This window comes from Solitalea koreensis (assembly GCF_900182575.1).
GTDB lineage: Bacteria > Bacteroidota > Bacteroidia > Sphingobacteriales > Sphingobacteriaceae > Solitalea > Solitalea koreensis.
In genome coordinates this window covers 99,326-121,045 of record NZ_FXSZ01000003.1, presented here as the reverse complement: position 1 = coordinate 121,045, position 21,720 = coordinate 99,326, and the positions used below count along the sequence as shown (strand labels likewise).

Sequence of the window (21,720 nt, the reverse complement as noted above, 5' to 3'; positions counted from 1 at the left end):
CTTTTGTGGTTATAGTTAATTTAAATCTACTGCCTAGAAACATTAAAATAGTAAAGATCTGTTGCGAATTTAATAGCCGAAGGTTGAATGTTTTCCAGCCTTTTCCATTCAGAACCCGGCTTAATTAATTGCCAGCCTTTGCCGGTATCAATCTTAACAGGCATATCGAATCCGGGTACATCGGCTTTCCAGCGGTAAAGGGTTGCGTTGCCTTCTTTTTTCAGCTGAAGTTCAGGAATATGTGCATATTTCAAGTATTGATAAAATACTTTGGTAAGGTCCATTCCGGTTTTACGGTTCATATAGGTTATTATTTCATCGGTGGAAGTGGTTTTATGTCTGAAATCGATAGGGATGCCTTTTAAAATGCTGAACCAAACCGCATCATTGTCAATAATACTTCTGATTGTACTTAACATTAATGCTCCTTTAGGATACATATCGGCCGAGCCTTCCTGATTTACACCATAAGGGCCAATGATCGGGCCATCGTTTAAAACACGTGTTTTGAAACTGTTAACATATTTCAGGTAATCGTTGTGTCCATACATGCATTCTACATAAACAGCCTCTGCGTAGCTGGTAAAGGCTTCATGAATCCACATGTCCGCAATATCTTTAGCCGTTACGCTGTTTCCAAACCACTCATGTCCGCTTTCGTGGATGATAATATAATCAAACCGAAGCTGAATGCCTGATCCATAAAGGTCTCTCCCTAAATAGCCATTTGTATATTTGTTGCCATAAGCAACGGCGCTTTGATGCTCCATGCCTAAATAATGCGTATCAACCAGTTTATAGCCATCGGAAGTAAACGGATAATCTCCGAAATATTTTTCAAAACAAGTGATCATGGGCTTAACCTGCTGAAACTGCTTTTTGGCCTTTTCCAGGTTTTCAGGCAGTACGTAATAATCCAGATCCAACTTATTAATCTTATCGCTAAAATGCTTGTAATTAGCAATGTTTATAGTAACATCATAATTGTTGATAGGATTGCTTACAAACCAATCATAACGTGTAAACCCATTGCCCAAATCCTCCTTTTTACGCAAGCGGCCGTTTGAAACATCCATTAAATCAGAAGGCACAGCTACGCTAATCATCATGCTGTCAGGCTCGTCACTTTGATGATCTTTGTTGGGCCACCATAAGCTAGCCCCGGTTCCCTGGCAGGCCACGCCCACCCAATCAGATCCGGCTGCATCTTTCTTCCAAATAAAGCCACCGTCCCAAGGTGCGCGGGCAGCAACAATTGGTTTGCCTGAATAATAAAAGCGTAGCGTTTGATTGCTGCCCTTGGTTATGGTTTCCGGAAAGTTGATAAACACAGCATTGTATTCTCGTGAGTAGTTCAGTTGTTGACCTTTCCAAGTGATACTATCTACCTTCATGTTCTCGAATAGGTCAATCTGGATGCGTTTAAAATCATTTTCTGCTTCAAGTGAAATGTCATTGTAGCCTGCAACAGTTTCTGCTTTTGGATCTACTTTAATATTCAGGTGATAGAATTTTACATCAAAGCAGGTTCGTTCAGGACTAAGTGTTCCACGCAGGGAATCCGCTCTGGTCAGCTTTTTTTGCCCGTCCATAAGCTGTGCGGAAGCCGAAATAGTTGCCAATCCAAAAGCAGCAATGGTTAATAAAGAGAATTTTAAGTGTATATTCTTGTGTTTACGATTCATTGGTTGTACTGTTAAAACAATGCAATGTAATATATGATTAACATTTTCGTTGTTTTTTGTTTGCCCTGTATCACAACTTTTACTCAGTGTAATAATTGCTATATAAAACAAATTTCTTTCTTTTTTTGTACTTAAATTACTTGTAATATTGAGTTTGCTATTAAAGTTTATACCCTTTACAATCGTAACTGTGCGTTGTTTTTAAATGTTGAGAAGATGATCAAGAGACTATTATCAATTGCCTTGGCGGTAACCATTACTTCATGCCAAGCCTCTGTTCCGAATAAATTGGCCGACAACGTTAGTTCCGGAAAATTCAATTTACAGCCCGAGCCACAACACTTTTTGGTTTCGAAAATAATTACGGGCGCTATTGCTAATTATCATTATAAAAAGGTAAAAATTGACGATTCCTTGTCGACAAAAATCTTTGATAAGTACCTTGATAACTTGGATGGTTCGCGCACTACCCTACTGAGCAGCGACATTAAAGATTTTGAAAAATACAGGTATCAAATTGATGATGAGCTAGAGTCAGGCGACTTGAGCGCGGCCTATTTTATCTATAATCGCTATGCCGACCGCTTAAGTGAGCGCATAGATTATGCATTGGCAACACTTAAAGGAAAGCTTAACCTTGATTCAAATGATGTATATGTGATTGACCGCGAGAAAGCGCCTTGGATTAACACTACTCAAGAAATTAACGATTACTGGAACAAACGTGTTCGCTATGAATTCATCAGCCAAAAACTGCAAAGCAAGGATGAAAAGAAAGCTTTGGAAATATTAGTGAAACGTTATGAAAACTTAAAAGTGCAATTGAACAAGCTGAAAAGTGAAGATGTTTTCGAGTCGTTCATGAATTCCTTTTCAGAAACCGTAGAGCCGCATACACTTTATTTGTCTCCACGCTCATCCGCTGACTTTAAAATCAATATGTCGAAAGCGCTGGAGGGAATAGGAGCATCGCTTCGTACTGAAAATGATTATGTAAAAATTATAAACTTAACCAAAGGCGGGCCGGCAGAAAAAAGTAAAATGCTGCATCCTAATGATAGGATTGTGGCTGTTGGCCAAGGGAAAGATGGTGAATTTGAAGATATTGTTGGTTGGAGAATTGATGATGCGGTTGCAAAAATCCGTGGACCAAAAGGGTCAACTGTTCGTTTGCAGATACTGCCATCAGGTGCTGAGTTGAATTCTACCCCTAAAACCGTTGTACTGGTTCGCGATAAAGTAATTCTGGAAGAACAGAAAACTCAAAGTGAAGTAAAAGAAGTAACCTATAATGGTGCTAAATATAAGATTGGTGTAATTAGCATTCCTGATTTTTATATTGATTGGGATGCAATGCGTCGTGGTGATCCAAATTATAACACTACCTCTGGCGATGTTAAAAAAGCACTGCTTAAACTAAAAGCTGCAGGAGTGAACGGGATTGTAATCGACTTGCGTAACAACGGCGGGGGGGCGCTGAAAGAAGCTATTGAATTAAGCGGTTTGTTTATTAAAACAGGTCCGGTTGTTCAGGTTCGTGAGGCTAGCGGTAAAGTGGAGGTTAATGAAGATAAAAATCCTGAAGAGGTTTACACTGGTCCGATGACAGTGTTGATCAATCGCTTCAGCGCATCAGCTTCTGAAATCTTCGCGGCAGCAATGCAGGATTATCAACGTGCAGTAATTGTTGGTGAACAGAGTTACGGAAAAGGAACTGTTCAAACTGCTGTTTCATTAAATGAGTTAGTTAATAAAGATCAGGACTTAGGTCAGTTGAATTTGACAATTGCTAAATTCTACAGAATTAGCGGAGGAAGTACACAACATAAAGGAGTTACTCCTGATATTCAATTTCCTAGCATGTTCCCTGCAAGTGAGTTTGGTGAAAGCTCAGAGCCCACCGCACTGCCTTGGGATCAAATTGCACCTGCGAAATATACTCCTGTTGCTAACCTGAAACCAATCGACGCTCAACTAGTGGCAGATCATCAAAAACGCATGGAAGCCAATCCGGAGTATAAATATTTATTGGAAGACATTAAAGAAGTTGAAAAAGCGCGCACACAAAAATCAGTAGTACTAAATGAAGATGAACTGAAAAAAGAGCGTGAAGTAAAAGAAGCAGAAGATTTAGAACGCTATAATCGCCGTCGGGTTGTACAAGGCCTCAAACCCATTGCTAAAGGAGCTGATCGTTCGCCATTAAATAATGATTACATAAAAGACGAAAGTTTGCAAATCACTTCAGAGTTGGTGAGTAAATCGAAATCGTAACGTTAGAACAAAGTAATTTTAAAGCCCCGACTAAATAAATTGGTCGGGGCTTTTTATGTGAAGCAATCGCGGTATTTATGATTTTATTAGCATCGGCCTTTAATGATCTTTTGTACTTTAGCGCTTTAGAATAAGCATTAACACCTTTTATGGATATAGTTCAAGATTCGCCAATACATAATAATCCTTTAGTTGAATTTATCACTTGCAAGGACCATACGGTTAGCGGGCAAGAGTTTACTATTTTGTTAGATGAACAAAGTGGTTTGCTGGTAACTACGCCTCGCCCGCCTTTGGACGAATTGGGCAAGTATTATGAAAGCGAAGCCTACATCTCACATACAGATGGGAACAAAGGCCTGTTTGAAAAAGCGTACCAACTTGTTCGGAAATATGCTTTAAAAAACAAACTGCGCTTAATTAGCAAGCATAAGAAAACAGGCAAGCTCTTAGACATTGGTTGCGGAACGGGGGCGTTTCTTGAAACATGTATGAAGGCCGGCTGGACAATAACCGGTGTTGAGCCTGGCGAAAAGGCGGCGAAATTAGCCTCCAATAAAACCGGCAAGAATATTTACCCATCCTTGTTTGAAAAAGAGTTAAACGGAGAACAATTTGATGTGATTACCATGTGGCATGTATTGGAGCATATGCCTGATCTTCCGGCCACCATTGCGCGTTTAAAAAACTTGCTTAAACCTGATGGCCTTTTGGTAATAGCGGTACCTAACTATAATTCATACGATGCTGTTCATTACGGAAAGTATTGGGCGGCCTATGATGTTCCTCGCCATTTGTTTCATTTCTCACAGCGATCCATTAATGAGTTGGTGAGTGTGGAAAGCATGCAAGTAACCGAAACCAGACCAATGATTTTTGATTCTTATTATGTTAGTTTGCTAAGTGAGCAACACAAATACGGACAAAAAAGATGGTTGCCCGCATTCTTCACCGGATTACATTCCAACCTTAAAGCGCAACAAACGGGAGAATATTCATCATTGATTTATCTGATAAAGAATGTTTAAAACAACATGGACTGCTTTTTATAGATTTCCACAATCAAGCATCTCCCCTGCTTTCAAAGCATGAATAGTAAGTCCTTCAATATCGGATGTAAGTTTTACCAATTCTTCAGGAGTTCCGGTTAAGAAGGGATAGGTTCCGTAGTGGAATGGAATAACATGTTTTACATCCAGCATTCTTATCGCATGAGACGCTTCCAGTGGTCCCATGGTGAACCGATCGCCTATGGGCAATACGGCGATGGTGGGTTTGTAGATCTCGGCAATGAGTTTCATATCGCCAAAAATTGAGGTGTCGCCCGCAAAATAAATCCGAACATCGTCTGATAACTGCAAAATATATCCGTTAGCAGCATGTGGATAATCGATTTTGGTATTCGTAATATTGATATGGGAAAGATGAAAAGCATTTACCATGCTTACTTTTACATCAAGCAATGAAATGGTGCCCCCAAGATTTAAAGGTTCTATTAATTTTGAATTGACCCCTTCTTCCAATAAATACCAGCGGCAAATACTGTTTGCAATTACTTTGGGTTGATACTGATCAATAAGGTCGACGATTTTATTATCAAAGTGATCGTCATGGCCATGGGTCACCAGCATCAGGTCAATCTTTGGCTGGTTTTTATATTCCTCAGGAATAAACTTGTTGTTAATCAACCATGGGTCAACGATAATCGATTTACCTTCCGGTGTAGTTATTTTAAAAGTAGCATGGCCAAGAAACTGTATTTGAGTGCGGTTCATAAGATGTTTTATAGATAGTAGATCAGCTATTGTTTTTAACTTTTTAAAAAAATAATTTTTGATCGAACTTGATTATAAAAATGACTAAATAATTATTAATAAGCAACTTATGGTTGAAGGCTCAGTAGAGTACGTGCTCACATCATTTAGTTACATCAGTCCTTTTAATCCAGCCTTCAATTGTCTTTTTGCCATAAAAACGGATCCGTATCCATTCTCCTTTTTCTTCCAAGACCTCTACTTCGTTGCCTTGAATCAGGTACATTTTTGTGGGCCTAGGAGGATTTATTGAAGAGTAGATGGTTGATTTAGGAGTATATATCTTCTTCAATCCTTTAAATAATGGATTTTCTAGGATTCGCCACTTTACTTGCCATTTATCCAATGGATTATAAGTACCACCATTAATTCTTAGAATATTGCTTTTAATATTCTTTGTTGGAATCTTACAACTGTCAAAGGATACCATTTCGTTTTTTGGAGGAAATAAAATATTTGTTTTTCCATTGTTGCAATCAGAAGCAATGAAATTTTCTACATAAGCATACTTTAAATTTTTTTTAGTCGGGTCGACAAAAAGCACTTCAAGTAAACTGTTGTTTGTTTTTTTATTTGATGGAATTATAATCTTAAAATCATTGCTACCCATAATATTTGCATAGAAAAATCCACTCTTATCTTTATGCCATGTAAATGAACCAATAACTCTTTGTAGATATACATATGTATTATCATAGATTATACATATTAAATCTGATGACAATGCCAATATTGAAAACTCTATCTGAGTTTCCGAATCTAAGTACAGTGGGCATAAAACATCAATCGATAACAATTTTTGAGTCCCTAGTCTTGGATCATAATCACCATCTTCTGGATTAATCTTTATAATTTGTTTTCTATATTTTGGGTTTACAATTAAACTTGGCAGACCAACCGAAAAGGGCAGATAAAGAGAATCAGTAAAACTAACATAGTCTCCATAGCCCAATTCTCCTTGAGACTTTCGAGTCGAAAAGATACTCTTATTAATATATTCCAAAGGTTTAATGAAATTTGATCGTTCTTCCTCTGCTACATAATCTTTGTGTATAATTTTCCAAGATCCGCATAAATCAAATGAATTTACAGTTTCAGGTTGTATTATTTTTTCTCCAATTCTTATTTTGTGTTGAGAAAAACAACACTTACTAAAAAACAAAACAATTGATGCAATTATATATAGCTTAGGTATTATTTTCATCGTATTACTTTAAATATGTACAACCAAAGTATAAATCGGCTTCGTCATTTCTTCTATTGGAACCTGCTTGACCAGAACCGTCGTTAATTAAGAAATCTTTCATTTTTTCAACTTCTCTTGGGTCATCGCTATCGAAGATTCCATTCTTTAAGTATTCTTTCCATAATTTAGAACTTTTAAATCCTTTTTTATTTTCAACACCGATGCCTCGATTAAAAATAATACTAACTAGTGCATCATATTGGCATTGATTTAATTTAGCATCCGGTATATTTTTTATTGCATTTTTTAATAATTCTTCTGCTTTAACTTTAACATCTGTTTTAAGTAACTCTTCTACATCGATATCTGAAATCGGTTGGCTGTTGCACCATTTTTGTAACTCATCTTCGCCAATAATTAGGTGTCCAACCCCAATAGTTGGATAGCCTGTTTTAGTTTTCCCATCCTTAATAACCTGATGTTCAGATTCTGCACAAATAAAACTTCCTTCTTTAATTTCTTTATGTCCTTTATGCTCGTTACAATATCTTGATCTGGCACCCTTGGCATCATTGTATACATAATTCACCTTCCCCTCATGTTTAATCAACTCAGAAAGCCCTTCGCTACTTATTGATAATTGAGCTGAACTTAATTTCTGCTTTATATCAAATCGCGCCTCCTTCCCTCCAAACAACCACTCCTTCAGTTTTATTAAATTAGTAGAATAGGTAGCGCTATCTGTTTTGCCTTTGTAATAGCTCACATAAAAAATCAACTTGTCTCCATCATAAAAATCAAAACCATGTTCGTTCGCTTTGTACTTGGAAGGATCAATAAAAACAGCTTCGCCTTTATTTACAGTTGGTCCAAATCCGCAGGAAAGATTATCATAAGCTATGGAATTAATTTGCCTAACCTGGCCCGAAACTGAACAGTTATTGGAATACGTTACGCTAGCAAGTTTTTTATTGTACGAAGCAGTATGGATTTGTTGAAGTTTTTCCAGGTAATCGCATGCACCAAAGAGGTATTGGCTTAAACGATCTCTGTCATCTCTTTTTTCCAGTAATATTTTAATGAATCTATTCTCCTCAATGTCATTGAATGCTATTCCATAATATACTTCATTTGTAAAAATACCTTGTTTTAAATCTAAATACTCTTCAAATAAGGCTGGGTTATAACTATAGGATGCTTTTTTCGCATACGTTCTGAGTTTAATGTTGGGGTAAGTGTAATTTCCCAATTCAATATTGTGCTGTTCATATTCGTTTTCAACATTTAAATTGTTGGCCTTGAATAAAATGGAGTGCCCGGCAATCCGATTTGAACGTATCATTTCTAAATAAGCTTTAATGTTTTTCAATGAAATAGTCAGCATACCCTCATCATCCTCCTCGAATTCACTTACAACCATCTTCGGGTTATGTATCAAATCCCATTGGTATTTGTAAAGAGCGGCGCCCGTACTCTCTACTTTCGACATTAGATTTTCGCTGTCATTATCAAGATGCTCTAACGCAAACGCTCCGTGACCAAGTTCATGTGCGATGGTGCGACTAACATTAACAGCTATATTGGTAAATACGAACCCGTAATGTTTAGCTTGCGGCATATAACCGCCAACATCAGCGTTTGTGGAACCAGGATTGCCGATTACAAAAATGTAAAAGGAATTAGGGTCATAACCAGTGGTTGTTTTGAGTTGAGCAATCAAAGTCTTCATCTCTTCAGAGTAGCTTGTAAACAAAGCATCGCTGCCTATGTCCAAGGCATGATCTCCCCCTAAGGCCTTATTATCAGCTTTGAAATTGGTCAAGACACTAACCTTCCAATCAACTACTGCTTGTGAGTAAATATCATTCAGGTTGTTTTGCAGCTCCAGAACGTTGGGTATTGCTCCATCTACCGGCACTAACACCAGTTTTAAGCTTTTTCGTGCGTAGCTCACCACGTTCAACTTTCCGATATTGCTTCCCTTAGTGGTGTCGTTGCCATTTTCAGGGTAATACGCATAAAGTTCTTGCCCGTCGTTTGCTGAACTTCCGGCAATGGTTAACGTTTTGTTTTCGACAAAATATTCGATGCCGGTACGGGTAATGAAACGTATTTTCTTCTCATCTAGCTTTACTTTACCATTTATGACGCTAAAACTGACTTTATCACTTTGGCCTGCTTCGGTGGATTTCCAGGCGGCCAGGTAATTTTCACTTACCGTTTCATAATTACCTGCTTTTCTTCCTTCTTGGTAACTGTCAAAGCCGTATTCAAAATGGCTTGCTTTTACAAATTTTACGCTTCCTATTTCAAGATTTAATTTGTTGCCGTTTACGGCGGCTAATGCTCCGGCAGCAGTATTCCCTACTTTCTTAACGGTTCCGGTTTTGTTATCCAGCTCATAAATATCACCACTTTTATCCTGTATAGATGTTGAGGATGCATTAGGGTTTACCTGAACAATATGCGTGCTGTTATCGGTAGCAGTTATAGTTGCGGTTGTTGAACCAGGAACATACACAATGCTTTCCGGCCCAGCAATCTCTATGGGTATTGCAATGTCGAGAGTTGCATTTCCGATTTGAATGGTTCCAGTATTTGAAGCCAACCAATCGTCGGCAATTTGCCGATCCAGCGTCTGAATGCCTTTCTTGTTATTGCCGGCAGGGACATAAAAGAGGCCGCGAACCAGCTGATTGTCTTTGTTAATGTAGATGTTCTCAAAATGAACCGGTAATAATGCAGAAAGGAAAGGGATATAGGCAGTTCCTTCCCCTGAAAAAGTGCCATTTTGGCCTTGAATGCTGGTAATAGTTACATCAAAATCTCCCGATTTCACCTTTTCGCCTGACTGTAGCATGATTTTGGGATCATTGCTGTTGATCTCAATAAATGCAGCAGGATTGCCACACATAAAAGTCCCTTGCTCCGGTAAAACGGTTTTCGCGGTGATGGTTTGCCCATAATATCCGTCTTTACCCATGCAGGAAGATGAAACTGCAATGTCGTATTCTGTTCCCGCTTTTAAACCTTCCAGTACAAACTGGTGAAGAAATGTACTTTCTTCAAACCACGCTGCACCCAGTTTATTATGTTCCTTATAATGAACTTTGTAGCCGTTTATGTCGAAACTTTCCTCCCAGCTTGCTGTAATTGAATGTGAGTTTATTTCTTCAACCTTTACATTGCGAGGCGGCTCACAAGCGGAACCATAACGGAATTGTACCACCTCACTGTAACCTTTGTTCAAAAACATGTCACGGCCTTCAGCATCTAAGGCCTGCACACGAACGGCATAACTCCTGCCCGGCTCTAGTAGAGGTTCAGCTGCGCCATATACAAGAAGTGTTTGGTCGGTAATGGTTTCAAAATAAGGACGAGAAGCGTTAAAAGCATCGTTTGGATTTCTTCCCTCCGGCCATAGCTCCACCAATTGCACCTTGTAATAAATACTAAAAGCGGAGTTAAAGGAAGCTGTTGAGCGAGGTGTCCATTGGATAAGAACGTTTTGAGGCTGGATAACCTTCAGCGTTACTCCATTTTGGGGTTGATTAATAACTGGCGGCTGATTTAAAAATGCAGTAATGAGTGTTGAGCCGTTATTGGACACCAATCTTCCTTGGTAGTAATCAAGCACCTCAAAGCTGAAACGATAAACACCATCGGGCAATTTGCCATTTTGTTGCAGCTGTTGCGCTGCCCCGGAAATAGTTAGGTTGTTCAAATCAAAATATCCGGCAATGTCGGCCCCGGTTAATAGTACCGGAACTCCTCCTTCGATCTTAATCGGTTGCGGTTGATAGGTTGGCTTAGTAACTAGCTGAATAGTGTTGCTGATTCCTTGTATGGTAAGTCGCAAACGAGCATCAAAGTCAGGCTTGTTTAAATCTTTTAGTAAAATGCTTAACTGCAAACGTTCCGCGGAAACACCATAGTCAGCTAAATACAGCGAATAGGGAGGCATAATTACCGGTGTAACTTGTACAGGGTAATTCTGCGCAATGACTCCGGCAGCACTTAACAGCAAGCCCAAAATGATAGCGATGATTCTTTTAGTCACAGTTAACTTTTTAATTATTATGCTGTTATTGCACTTTCACTACTTTTTTGTCTTTGAAAATAATCCAGACATTCCCCTTTTTATCTGTAATCTTTATATCTGATTCATACATGGTTGCATTGGCCGTTATTTTCAAAACATTGCCATCTTGCTCTCTGATTATGATATCTCCTTTCTGATTTATTTTAATCGATTCGATCTCCATGTCGTCATAAGTGGCAATTGCATCATTCTCATTCCATTTGCTTTCCCGCTTATTTATTACTTGTTGAACAATCACTTTCTTCTTAATTTCTGCTACATCTGGCATGTCTAATTTTTTACTACTTAGAGCAGGAATAGGAAATAGGATTGTTTCCCGTTCATGCAAAGCTTTCTTCTTTTCCCTTAATACACTGGTCTTCAGTTTTCTTTTTTCTTCCCGGGCAGCAGCCTCAATCGCCCGCTCTTCTTCTTCCTTCTTTTTCATCATTTCATGTGCATTTACTAGTTTTTCCTTTTCTTTTTTATCCAAATTGAAATTGTAATTATAAGACAGGGTGCTGGTAAATTCAGTGATCGCGGTGCCATTCAAGGCGCGGTTAATCCGGTTTTGAGCTACTATGTTTAAGCTTAGGTTGTGCTGTTTGAGTACGGTATAACTTACCGTACCACGAAGATTTAGAATCCGGCTGACTTGACTTGAATTGGCAAATGCATAGTTAAAAGAAGAATTCAGCGCCGTTTTAAGTGTTTTTTGGAAAAATGTTTTTGAAACTGAAATCGTTGGGCCTAAAGTGGATGACTGCATGGTAGCTGTGTTATTGTAGTTTAGATTAAAAAAGGCCGAAACGTTTATGTTCTTTTTCGGAAAGCCAATGGTATAAGCAGAATTAACATTATAAAAATCGCCTCCTTGATTTATGGCGTTGTTTCCCTGCTTATCGAAAGAGGTTTGATAAACGAAGTTCAGTGATACGTTCTGAGGCTTATTTTTTTTGGTAGACAAGGCATAATTTGTATTCAATGAAGCATTTTTTGAAATCTGCCTGAAGTTTAGGGTATCAAGGTTTTCGTATGGAGTAAGCTGATTGATCCGGTCAAAATCAGACCGAACGTTGGTATACGTTTGAAAATTAGAATAAGCTGCCGTGAAATTAAGCCGATTGTTGGGATTAAAAGTCACGTTCGCTGCCCCTACTAACCGACGCATGGTACTATTTTGTGCTCCGTCCAAATTGTTTCGCTGCACACCTGCATTTGCGCTAATGTTCACTTTACTTTGGAATAATTGAGTAGTAAAACCTCCCGTTATATTTTCAAGATCATTGTTGAAATAATAGGCGCCGAGTGTTCTGTAGCCGGGATCGATACGCTCATAGCCGGCATTGACAGTGTATCTCGTGCCTGTATAGGCAAATGTGGTTTTAAAGGCCTTGTAATAAGAAGTGGTTTTTTTAGCGTGAAATACACCCAGGATTAATCCGTTATATGCAGCATTTGAATTAGCGGTAATAGCCGTCCAGCCCAACTCTCCCGAAATGTTAAATCGCCTGAAAAAACGCTTGCCAACATTGAAAGAAGCTGCAAGGTTTTCCTGAGGTTGCACTTCAAGTTGATCAGATAATACGGGTAATGACCATTTATCATCTTTTGCGGTAAATAATGAGGTCTCTATTTGCGTGCCCTCAACTTGATACCCGGCCTTTAGTCCATAACCCCAACGTTCAAATGCAGGGGTTGCAGAACTGTTAAGGTTGGTGGTATCTGGGAAAACCGCTTTCTGGAGCCGGCCGACCATTGCGCTTAATTTTAATTTCCCCGGAGGATTTAACTCTACACCTACGCCGTTAAACATATGGCCGCTCAAGGTATAGGGAGAAAAACTCATGCTCGCTACTCCCAGATGTGCAGTTACCCATTTGTAGGTGGGATGCAATGAAAATTGATTAAAGGGCTGTTGAAACTGGCGGTTTTGATTAGAAACCGAAAAAGAAAAGGGGGCAGAATACCCAAACAGCGTTAAGGTTAGATTGCCCATGAAATAATAACTAAAGGGATCCCTGCGGGCATTTAGTCCGTTTGCAAAATAGAGAATATTGCTATTCGAGATGCTTCCGGTAATTTTAAGCGGTTTAGCGTCTCCTATGCTCGTAAGATCTTGGGCTTGCCCGGAGGTAATTAATAAACACGAGTCGACACAGCCGATTATAAAAATCTGTAGAAAGCATCTCATTAAACCCATAGAGAGGTCTATAAATGTTTTTCAATAGTTGTTTTCACAGAGAGCAGGTAGAAAAGGCAGATTGTATTAAAAATATAAATACTTTTTAAATAATTAATTAAAAATAAATAATAGTTATTTAATGAAATAATTTGTTGGATTGTAGAGGTCCGATGCGAAAAATTGCATATCGTCTGCGATTTCCTTAAAAAAACTGCCTTGCATTCCGAAGCTTAGACCTCACACAAATTATCGAGATAATTTGTGTGTTTTTGTCTTAATGCTTTTTCTTAATTTTAGTACGGAAAATGCTCCAACTCATGCACACACAATCCATCTCCATAACCGTTTCCCCATCCATTGGTTCAGTATCGGCCGAGTGTATCATTCCGGAGAACAGTACCTGCTTGATGTCACTGGCACATGGAGCAGGCGCAGGTATGAATCATCCTTTTATAGCAACCTTAGCACAATTACTGGGGGAATTGGGTATTGCTACCCTGCGGTTTAATTTCCCTTTTACAGAACATAAAAAAGCAAGACCCGATGTTCCGGCGGTGGCTCACAAAACCATTGAAGCTGTTATCAACAAAGCGCAGGAGTTATTCCCCAGCCTTCCACTGTTTGTTTCAGGCAAATCCTTCGGAGGGCGTATGAGTTCACAGTATTTGGCGTTGCATCCGGAGGTAAAGGTGAAAGGAATCGTTTTTTTCGGCTTTCCGCTGCACGCCATTGGAAAGCCTTCTGTTGATCGTGCCGATCATCTGAAAGAAATTAAGATGCCGATGCTTTTTCTGCAAGGGACCCGAGATGAACTGGCAACTTGGGCATTAATCGAATCGGTTTGTGCATCGCTGCCCTTAGCCACACTCGTTAAACTGGAAGGAGCCAACCATGCTTTTAAAGCCAAAAAAGAAGATAACTTGTTGGTGCTGGCTAGAGCTACGCAAGCTTGGCTGGAGCGCATTATAAACACTTAAAATTTGCTGACGATTATCGCTACTACAAGAAACAAGAAAAGAATAAAATGTTTCTGATTTTTCGATAGGCGTATTGCAAAATAGTTGTTCGGTTATGTTTGGAAGATAACATATTATAACTTTAAAACATCAAAAAACACTATTCTTGATATCTATTTTCTTGCAATGAAAACATCGCCTACATTCCTTTTAATAAGAAATGGTAAATAATTTGACACTTTTGTTGCGTAAAAGAATGCAAAATGGCGACTGAAAGAAAAATTATCGTGTACATAGCCACCAGTTTAGATGGCTATATTGCCAAACCTAATGATGATTTGAGTTTTTTGGACATCGTTCAAAAAGAGGGAGAAGATTATGGCTACGCCGACTTTATCAATTCAGTTGATACGGTAATTCTGGGTAGAAAAACGTATGAATGGGTTTTAACTCAGGTTTCAGAGTTTCCTCACGCCGATAAAACAACATTTGTATTAACACGAACTTCCCAACCGAGCATAGGTAAAACTCATTTCTACACGGGCAGTCTTAAAGAACTTGTAGCCAAACTCAAAAGTGAGGAGGGGAAAAATATTTTTGTAGATGGAGGTGCAGAAGTTGTAAACGCACTTTTGAAAGAGCGTTTAATAGACGAATTTATTATTTCGGTTATTCCCATTTTGGTTGGGAGCGGTATAAAATTGTTCAATGACGGCAGGCCTGAACAAAAACTTAAACTCATAACAGCAAAGTCGTTTGAGAAGGGGCTTGCTCAACTTCATTATCAACTCGACAATAATTAAAACAATGGCAATTTTAACAGTGCTATAATCATGCTATGCGAAACAACTTTATTCTACTAATAGGTGCATTAATTATTCTTCTCGGAATATCCGTGTGTTTTGGCTGGATGCTAGACATTCAGTTGCTTAAAACGGTGTTGCCAGGTTTCAATACGATGAAACTTAACACTGCTCTCTGCTTTATTTTGTCAGGATGCTGTTTGTTTCTTTTAGAGTTGAATGCACAGAAGAAAATTTTTATAGCCTGCTCTACCCTGCTTTTAGTATTTGGCGCAGCCTTAAGTGCTCAAAGCATCTTCAATTTCGATTTAGGCATTGATCAGCTTATCGTTAAAGAAAATATTTCTTATTTGCCGGGGCGGCCTTCTCCGGCTACCTCATTCTTTTTTTTCCTGCTAGGTCTTTGTTTTTTTGCATACAATTTTTCTAATCCAATTTTTAAAACAATAACTCAGTATGGCATTAATTTCATTTCCATATTTTCCTTTATAGCAATTCCTGCCTACATCTACCGAGTCCCTTCCTTCTACAAACTATCGTTTATTGATTCAATGGCCGTACATACAGCCGTTGCATTTTTACTATTATCCATTACTCTTTCATTAAAATCAGAAATTGGAATGGGTAAGTTGTTTACCGGTTCTAGCTTGGGGAGCATAATGGCGCGTCGTCTATTCCCTTCTATTTATTTAGCAGTCTTAACCCTGGGTTTCTTAATAATTGCGAAAGATCATTCAAGTGTTATTTCGGTTGAATTCGCCATTGCATTGAATACCACTTTGTTCATACTCATTATATTGACGATCATTTATTCTACTTCAAAAACACTAAACAGAATAGATAAAAAAAGGAAGGACGCCGAAAACCTCGTCATTCAAACCAACCAAAACCTTGAAAAAATAATCGCCTTTCGCACCGAACAATTTAACAGTTTTGTGGAGGAGCTTAGAAAAAGCAATGCCCGTTTCTTTCAGATTTTTGACAGCAATCCTATAGGAATGGCAATAACCGATAATGAAAATGGGAAGTATATTTATGTTAATGAGTCGCTGCTTGCAAGCTTTGGCTATACAAAAGAAGAAGCCATTGGTAAAACATCAGTAGAGTTAAACTTAGTATCGGAAGAGCATCGTGAAAGAACAAAAGCACTTTACAAACAATATGGTTATGTTAAAGATGCAGAAAACATTGTTCAGCGAAAAAATGGAGAAAAGATCTGGGCGCTTACCTCCATACAACCCATTGAAATCGGCGCCGATAAATTTACGCTTACCTCTTTTCATGATATTACTCATCGTAAGGAGATGGAAAGGCAACTTGAAATTGCTAAAAAGAAGGCAGAGGAATCCAACGCACTAAAAGATGCCTTTCTGGCCAACATGAGCCATGAGATTAGAACTCCAATGAATGCAATTCTTGGATTCTCAAAATTACTTGAGGAAAAGATTGACAAGAAGAACGCGGAAGAAAGAGAATACATTCAAATTATTCGCACTGCCGGAGATAATTTACTAGGCATCATAAATGATATCTTGGACATTTCAAAATTAGAAGCGGGGCAGGTTGTAATTGAAGAGCGCCTTTTAAACATCAGGGAGGTGTTCAATTCTATAAATTCTTTACTGTCGCCAAAAGCAACGGAGAAAAAACTCTTGCTTTCTTTTGATTGTGATCCCCAAATTTCCGCGTACTTGCTTGGTGATCCTTTAAGAATTTCTCAAATTATTATTAACCTGGTTAATAATGCGATAAAATTTACGGCGAAGGGTTCCATTAAGGTGTCAGCTCATTTTTCCAGGCAGCTTAATAACCATGTTTGGGTAGAGTTTATGGTTGTTGATTCCGGAATTGGAATCAGCGAAAGTAAACAACAATTAGTTTTTGATAGATTTCAACAGGCTGAAAATTACATTTCAAGGGAATACGGCGGAACCGGACTCGGACTTAGTATTGTTAAAAAATTAGTGGAACTGATGCAGGGAACCATTGCTTTAGAAAGTGCTCCCCACACAGGATCCTCTTTTTCAATAAGAATTCCTTTTAAAGAATTTGAACGAACAACAGTTGTTTCGACTGTTCCTAAGCCCAACAAAATAAGTGATTTAAGTGCTATTCGTATACTTGTTGCAGAAGACAATGCTATTAATGCCAAATTAATTCAGTCCTTGCTCTCATCCTACAATATCGTTCCTGATTTTGCTGAAAATGGAATAGAAGTCGTTTCAAAAGTTCACAGGGGTCAATATGATATGATTTTAATGGACATTCAAATGCCTTTGATGGATGGATATGAAGCCGCTTCAGTGATTAGGAAAGAATTAAAAATGCAAATCCCAATTATTGCCTTAACTGCTCATGCCCTTGCCGGTGAATCCGAAAAATGCATGTCGTTTGGTATGAATGATTACCTGTCAAAGCCTTTCGATGCAGATGAGCTTGTTGAAAAAATAAAAAATGCTTTAAACGATACCACGCTTTTTGAGTAGATCAATAATGATTTGTGATGAGTGTAGCAATGCTTTTGATCGCCTAAATTATTCTAAAAAATTAAGCGTATTTTAAGGAGAGATTCATCCAGGAAAATCGTGATCAATAAAATCGAATTTAACCCGTTCCCCGGCCTAAGTACAGAACGTTTAGCGTTAAGGCAGCTTAGCCTTGCTGATGAGAAAGAAATACTAAAGCTAAGATCAGACGAACGTGTGAACGAATTTCTCGACCGAGCCAAAGCTGAAACCATCGAAGATGCCCGCAGTTTTATCAATAAGATCATAACAGGTACGAATGAGTGTTTCTATTGGGCAATTACCTTTAAAAACACTCCTCAGTTAATCGGGACCATCTGCTTTTGGAACCTGTCTGAAGATCGTTTTCAGGCCGAAGTAGGGTATGAGTTATTACCCGAATTTCAGGGAAAAGGTATCATGACAGAGGTGCTCCTGGCAGTTATTCAATTTGGATTTGAAACCATGAAACTTAAAACCATTGTAGCTGATCTGCGAGCTGATAATTTAAACTCCAGGAGGTTGTTGGAAAAAACAGGTTTTAAGATCGATGCTAACATGGTGAACACTGAAGACAATATGATTGTTTATTCATTGGCTAATCCCATGAACAAGTAAGCCTAAAATTCCCAAAATGACCCATTCAACTACTAAAGGAGCTGTAAACGCCTTGCTTGGTGAATATGAAAGAGCAATTTCAGAGCTTCGGCAAACAATAAGCGACATTTCTGAGGCCGAACTGAATACTATCGTTGATAACACCACATTGGATCCCAATTGCAAATCCATACAAACCATTTTGGCGCATGTGGTGAGGGCGGCATATTCATATGCCATTTATATACAAAAGCTCAAAGGATCGGACATGGAACGCCCTAGTCTGCTGTTTCGAAAAACCATCGGAGAATTCCAGCAAGACCTGAATGATGCTTTTTATTTTACAACCGAAGTATTTAAAAATATTAATGACGGCGATCTTGAAGAATTTGATGATTCTAAAAAGATACTCAGCCCCTGGGGCCAGCGCTACGACATAGAACAAATGATGGAACATGCGATTGTGCACATTTTACGCCACCGACGCCAAATCAATAAATTTAAGCAGTTGCTGCGGAAGCAATCTCATGAATAAAATTAACTTGAGATCCCTGCAATCGGAATAGTATCAAAAAATATGAAACCTCCCAGCTCTCGAAAGTCTAAAGTTATTGTTTTTTCTAGATGGGATACCTTGACTTACCCCTAAAAGAATCACTCATAGATATTCGTTAACTTAGTGTAAATAAGCAAATCAATGAGGCTTCCTTTTCACGATAAAAAATTCGTTTATCTCTTAACGGCAGTATTTGCGGTAATTCTACTGGAAATTCTTTCCATTTTAGGCATTCACATCCCAATGCCCTACTCCCCACTGGTGTTTGGCGCTTTCATTTTAGCGATTGGCCATAAAGTGCTATGGAATGGTGTAACAGCACTGTCCAAACTAAAATTCAGCAGCATTAATTTGCTTATGCTTATTGCAGTAATGGGTGCTTTTTATTTAGGCGAATATCCTGAAGCTGCTGTTGTCATCGTTTTATATGTTTTGGGAGAACGCCTGGAAGATATTGGTATCGAAAACAGTAAAACCGCTTTAGATGATCTGGTAAGAAAGTCGCCAAAAACAGCAACCTTACGATCAACAGGCGAAACCGTTTTAATTGATAAAATTGCAATCGGTACCATTATTCAGGTAAAACCCGGCGATTTAATTCCAATGGACGGCAAAATTGTTTCAGGAGAAACGATGATCGATGAAGCCGCTATTACAGGCGAGCCGATTTCACAAGACAAACATGTAGGTGATACTGTTTTTGCCGGAACCTTGAACAAAAACGGCTTCATTGAAATGGAAACCACCAAACTCTCAGCCGATACCACCTTTGCGAAAATCATCCGGCTCACGTTTGAAGCTCAGGCTAATAAATCCAATACGCAGAAATTCATTCAAAAGTTCTCAAAATACTATACGCCAGCTATCATATGCTTAGCCCTGTTGCTGTTCATTATCCCTGTTTTTGTTATGAAACAGGATTTGAACCATTGGCTGTTGCAGGCCATTTCATTGTTAGTAATTGCTTGTCCTTGCGCGCTTGTTATTTCTACTCCGGTTGCTATTTATGCGGCCATTGGGAATGCCTCGGCCAAAGGCGCACTGGTTAAAGGCGGTAAATACCTTGAAGCCTTAGCCGGCATTAAAGCAATCGCCTTGGATAAAACGCGCACCATCACCTACGGTAATCCCGTGGTTTCAGATGTGATCACCTTAAACGGAACGAGCCGCGAGGAATTACTGGCTTGTGCCGCTGGTGCCGAAGTGTTTTCAGAGCACCCTCTCGCGCAGGCCATCGTTGGAGCAAGTAAACTAGAGGGGTTTGAACCGCATAAAGCGGAAGCGTTTAAAAGCATCAGCGGGAAGGGCGCGACGGCAAAATGCCTGGTATGTCAGGATGAGATGGTGTATGTAGGCAAGCTGTCGTTTATCGAAGAACATCAGGAGGTAACCCCTGAAGCCCGGCAAATTGTTGAGCAGCTGTCTGCACAAGGTAAAACCAGCGTTGTGGTTAGTTTCGGCGATGGCGTAGCTGGAATTATTGGCCTGATGGATGAAATTAAACCCGAAAGTGCCGCCGCTTTAGCTGAAATTGAAGCTTTGGCCGTAGAACCTATTATGCTCACCGGTGATCATGAACACGCGGGTAAATATGTTGCTTCATTAGTAGGAATAACTAAAATTTATGGAGAACTACTTCCTGAAGATAAAGCAACCCGTATAAAAGATCTTTTAAAGCAATACAAAAACGTGGCTATGGTTGGCGACGGCATAAATGATGCTCCGGCTTTAGCCCAATCGACTGTTGGTATTGCAATGGGAGCCGCGGGCAGCGATACTGCTATTGAAACCGCCAATATTGCTTTAATGAATGATAACCTTACATTAATTCCTTATTTAATCCGCTTAAGTAAAGCGACCTTAAAACGAATTAAGATCAATACCATAGGCGCTATTCTTGTGAAATTGGTTTTTATACTACTGGCCTTCTTAGGTTTCAGTAATTTGGTTTTTGCAATTGCGGCAGATGTTGGGGTGACTTTAGTCGTTATTCTATTAAGTTTAAATCTGATGCGTTTTAGGTAATTCTGTAGGATATTGGTTTCCCGGTTAGTTGCTACAGCTTCTCCATGCTAAAAAAATTAAAACTAACAGCGGAAGAAATATCCACCACCAGTTGAATTTACTTGGTTCAACTACAGCGTCGGGCATTGGAACAGCAACGGGTTCGTCTTTAATGGGGCAGCTTCTTGCAATTTCCTGTTGATTGCCGGCTAAAAGGATTTTAATGCGATTGCCATTAGAGAGCTCTTTTGTAATATAGCGTTCTTTTATCTCCCGATTGGCAATGACTGATTGTATTCCATTATCCCTGCCTGCAATAGATCCATAGCCTTCGCTTCTAAGCATTACCTTTCCATTGGCATCCACCATAGCAAAATAATATTTACCATTGGCCTCAAACGTGGTAAAGTCATTAATTGCAGATCGAGAATGCCCTTCATAAGCGCTGCACGGAAGATAATCATCGATGTCTCTTTTCTTGTCCTGAGGCTTCGTTGCGGCTATTGCTGCTGCTTTTTTGCGGGCACTTGGAAGCATCGCTAAGGCTTGTGCTTCCGTATTAAAAGTAGCTGTTCGTGCAATTTCTTCACCATTGGCGGCTCTTAAAGCCAGGTAATAGCGCCCGTCATCTGTTGATAACATGTAGCGTTCATCAAGACCCCGGTTGTTAACAACAGCATTTATTCCGTTATCCCGAGATGCGATACTGGGATAGCCTTCACTAATTAAAATAACTGAACCATCAACTTCGTCAAGCATACTAAAATAGTACAATCCGTTTCCTTGATCTTGAAATGCGGAAAAACCGGCGATAAAAGAAACCGGTTGATTTTCGTAGCGGGCGAAATTGAGATAGTCCTGTGTATTCATAGCTTAGTTCTTAACTTGACTACAAGATAGCTAATATTCTGAATGACAGCAAGTTGTATGGTTGTTGGGGCAGAAATACATAAAAACCTTAAATACATTAAACAAGGTGCATCGAAGCCGGTTCGCGCAGTACAGCAAAAGGAAGATGAAATTTTACTTGTAATTATAAAGCAAATAAATTAACTTTTGAATTGTATATTGTGTT

At 39.0% G+C, this 21,720-nt stretch carries 15 protein-coding genes; 9 read left to right on the top strand and 6 right to left on the bottom strand.

Annotated features, from left to right (window positions below):
- Nucleotides 1-26: 26 nt before the first annotated feature.
- Complete coding sequence (locus FN756_RS05975) at nucleotides 27-1,685, bottom strand: M1 family metallopeptidase (RefSeq protein ID WP_142602369.1); 1,659 nt, start codon at nucleotides 1,683-1,685, stop codon at nucleotides 27-29.
- A gap of 216 nt (nucleotides 1,686-1,901) precedes the next feature.
- Here FN756_RS05975 and FN756_RS05970 point away from each other — a divergent pair, with 216 nt between their 5' ends.
- Nucleotides 1,902-3,959 (top strand): carboxy terminal-processing peptidase, encoded by a 2,058-nt coding sequence (locus FN756_RS05970; protein ID WP_142602367.1) that lies wholly within the window; start codon nucleotides 1,902-1,904, stop codon nucleotides 3,957-3,959.
- A 149-nt stretch (nucleotides 3,960-4,108) separates the two neighbouring features.
- Nucleotides 4,109-4,987 carry a class I SAM-dependent methyltransferase gene (locus FN756_RS05965; RefSeq protein ID WP_142602365.1) on the top strand — a complete coding sequence of 293 codons (879 nt, stop codon included), beginning with the start codon at nucleotides 4,109-4,111 and terminating at the stop codon, nucleotides 4,985-4,987.
- Between the two features lie 18 nt (nucleotides 4,988-5,005).
- Here the strand turns inward: FN756_RS05965 and FN756_RS05960 are convergent, their stop codons facing one another.
- From FN756_RS05960 to FN756_RS05945, 4 genes are all read right to left on the bottom strand, one after another.
- On the bottom strand, nucleotides 5,006-5,734 hold the full coding sequence (locus FN756_RS05960; protein ID WP_142602363.1) for a metal-dependent hydrolase: 729 nt from the start codon (nucleotides 5,732-5,734) through the stop codon (nucleotides 5,006-5,008).
- A 142-nt stretch (nucleotides 5,735-5,876) separates the two neighbouring features.
- On the bottom strand, nucleotides 5,877-6,977 hold the full coding sequence (locus FN756_RS05955; RefSeq protein ID WP_142602361.1) for an SH3 domain-containing protein: 1,101 nt from the start codon (nucleotides 6,975-6,977) through the stop codon (nucleotides 5,877-5,879).
- 4 nt (nucleotides 6,978-6,981) lie between these two features.
- Nucleotides 6,982-11,019 carry a fibronectin type III domain-containing protein gene (locus tag FN756_RS05950; protein ID WP_142602359.1) on the bottom strand — a complete coding sequence of 1,346 codons (4,038 nt, stop codon included), beginning with the start codon at nucleotides 11,017-11,019 and terminating at the stop codon, nucleotides 6,982-6,984.
- A 25-nt stretch (nucleotides 11,020-11,044) separates the two neighbouring features.
- Nucleotides 11,045-13,234 (bottom strand): TonB-dependent receptor, encoded by a 2,190-nt coding sequence (locus tag FN756_RS05945; RefSeq protein ID WP_142602357.1) that lies wholly within the window; start codon nucleotides 13,232-13,234, stop codon nucleotides 11,045-11,047.
- A 308-nt stretch (nucleotides 13,235-13,542) separates the two neighbouring features.
- On the opposite strand from FN756_RS05945, the gene FN756_RS05940 reads away from it, so the two are divergent.
- The 6 genes from FN756_RS05940 (at nucleotide 13,543) to FN756_RS05915 (ending at nucleotide 20,666) form a co-directional block, all read left to right on the top strand.
- The gene (locus tag FN756_RS05940; protein ID WP_142602355.1) at nucleotides 13,543-14,202 is read left to right on the top strand and encodes an alpha/beta hydrolase family protein; all 660 of its coding nucleotides are present in this window, start codon (nucleotides 13,543-13,545) and stop codon (nucleotides 14,200-14,202) included.
- Nucleotides 14,203-14,444: 242 nt separating this feature from the next.
- Nucleotides 14,445-14,984: a dihydrofolate reductase family protein gene (locus tag FN756_RS05935; protein WP_142602354.1), complete on the top strand. Its 540-nt coding sequence runs from the start codon at nucleotides 14,445-14,447 to the stop codon at nucleotides 14,982-14,984.
- A gap of 35 nt (nucleotides 14,985-15,019) precedes the next feature.
- Complete coding sequence (locus FN756_RS05930; RefSeq protein ID WP_142602352.1) at nucleotides 15,020-17,470, top strand: hybrid sensor histidine kinase/response regulator; 2,451 nt, start codon at nucleotides 15,020-15,022, stop codon at nucleotides 17,468-17,470.
- A 99-nt stretch (nucleotides 17,471-17,569) separates the two neighbouring features.
- Nucleotides 17,570-18,106 (top strand): GNAT family N-acetyltransferase, encoded by a 537-nt coding sequence (locus tag FN756_RS05925; RefSeq protein ID WP_185955197.1) that lies wholly within the window; start codon nucleotides 17,570-17,572, stop codon nucleotides 18,104-18,106.
- A 16-nt stretch (nucleotides 18,107-18,122) separates the two neighbouring features.
- A complete protein-coding gene (locus FN756_RS05920) occupies nucleotides 18,123-18,620 on the top strand; it encodes a DinB family protein (protein ID WP_142602348.1) in 498 nt (165 codons plus the stop codon).
- A gap of 162 nt (nucleotides 18,621-18,782) precedes the next feature.
- Nucleotides 18,783-20,666: a heavy metal translocating P-type ATPase gene (locus tag FN756_RS05915; RefSeq protein WP_142602346.1), complete on the top strand. Its 1,884-nt coding sequence runs from the start codon at nucleotides 18,783-18,785 to the stop codon at nucleotides 20,664-20,666.
- 24 nt (nucleotides 20,667-20,690) lie between these two features.
- Here the strand turns inward: FN756_RS05915 and FN756_RS05910 are convergent, their stop codons facing one another.
- Nucleotides 20,691-21,515 (bottom strand): DUF1508 domain-containing protein, encoded by an 825-nt coding sequence (locus FN756_RS05910; protein ID WP_142602344.1) that lies wholly within the window; start codon nucleotides 21,513-21,515, stop codon nucleotides 20,691-20,693.
- Nucleotides 21,516-21,557: 42 nt separating this feature from the next.
- On the opposite strand from FN756_RS05910, the gene FN756_RS14435 reads away from it, so the two are divergent.
- The gene (locus FN756_RS14435) at nucleotides 21,558-21,698 is read left to right on the top strand and encodes a hypothetical protein (protein ID WP_185955196.1); all 141 of its coding nucleotides are present in this window, start codon (nucleotides 21,558-21,560) and stop codon (nucleotides 21,696-21,698) included.
- Nucleotides 21,699-21,720: the final 22 nt, after the last annotated feature.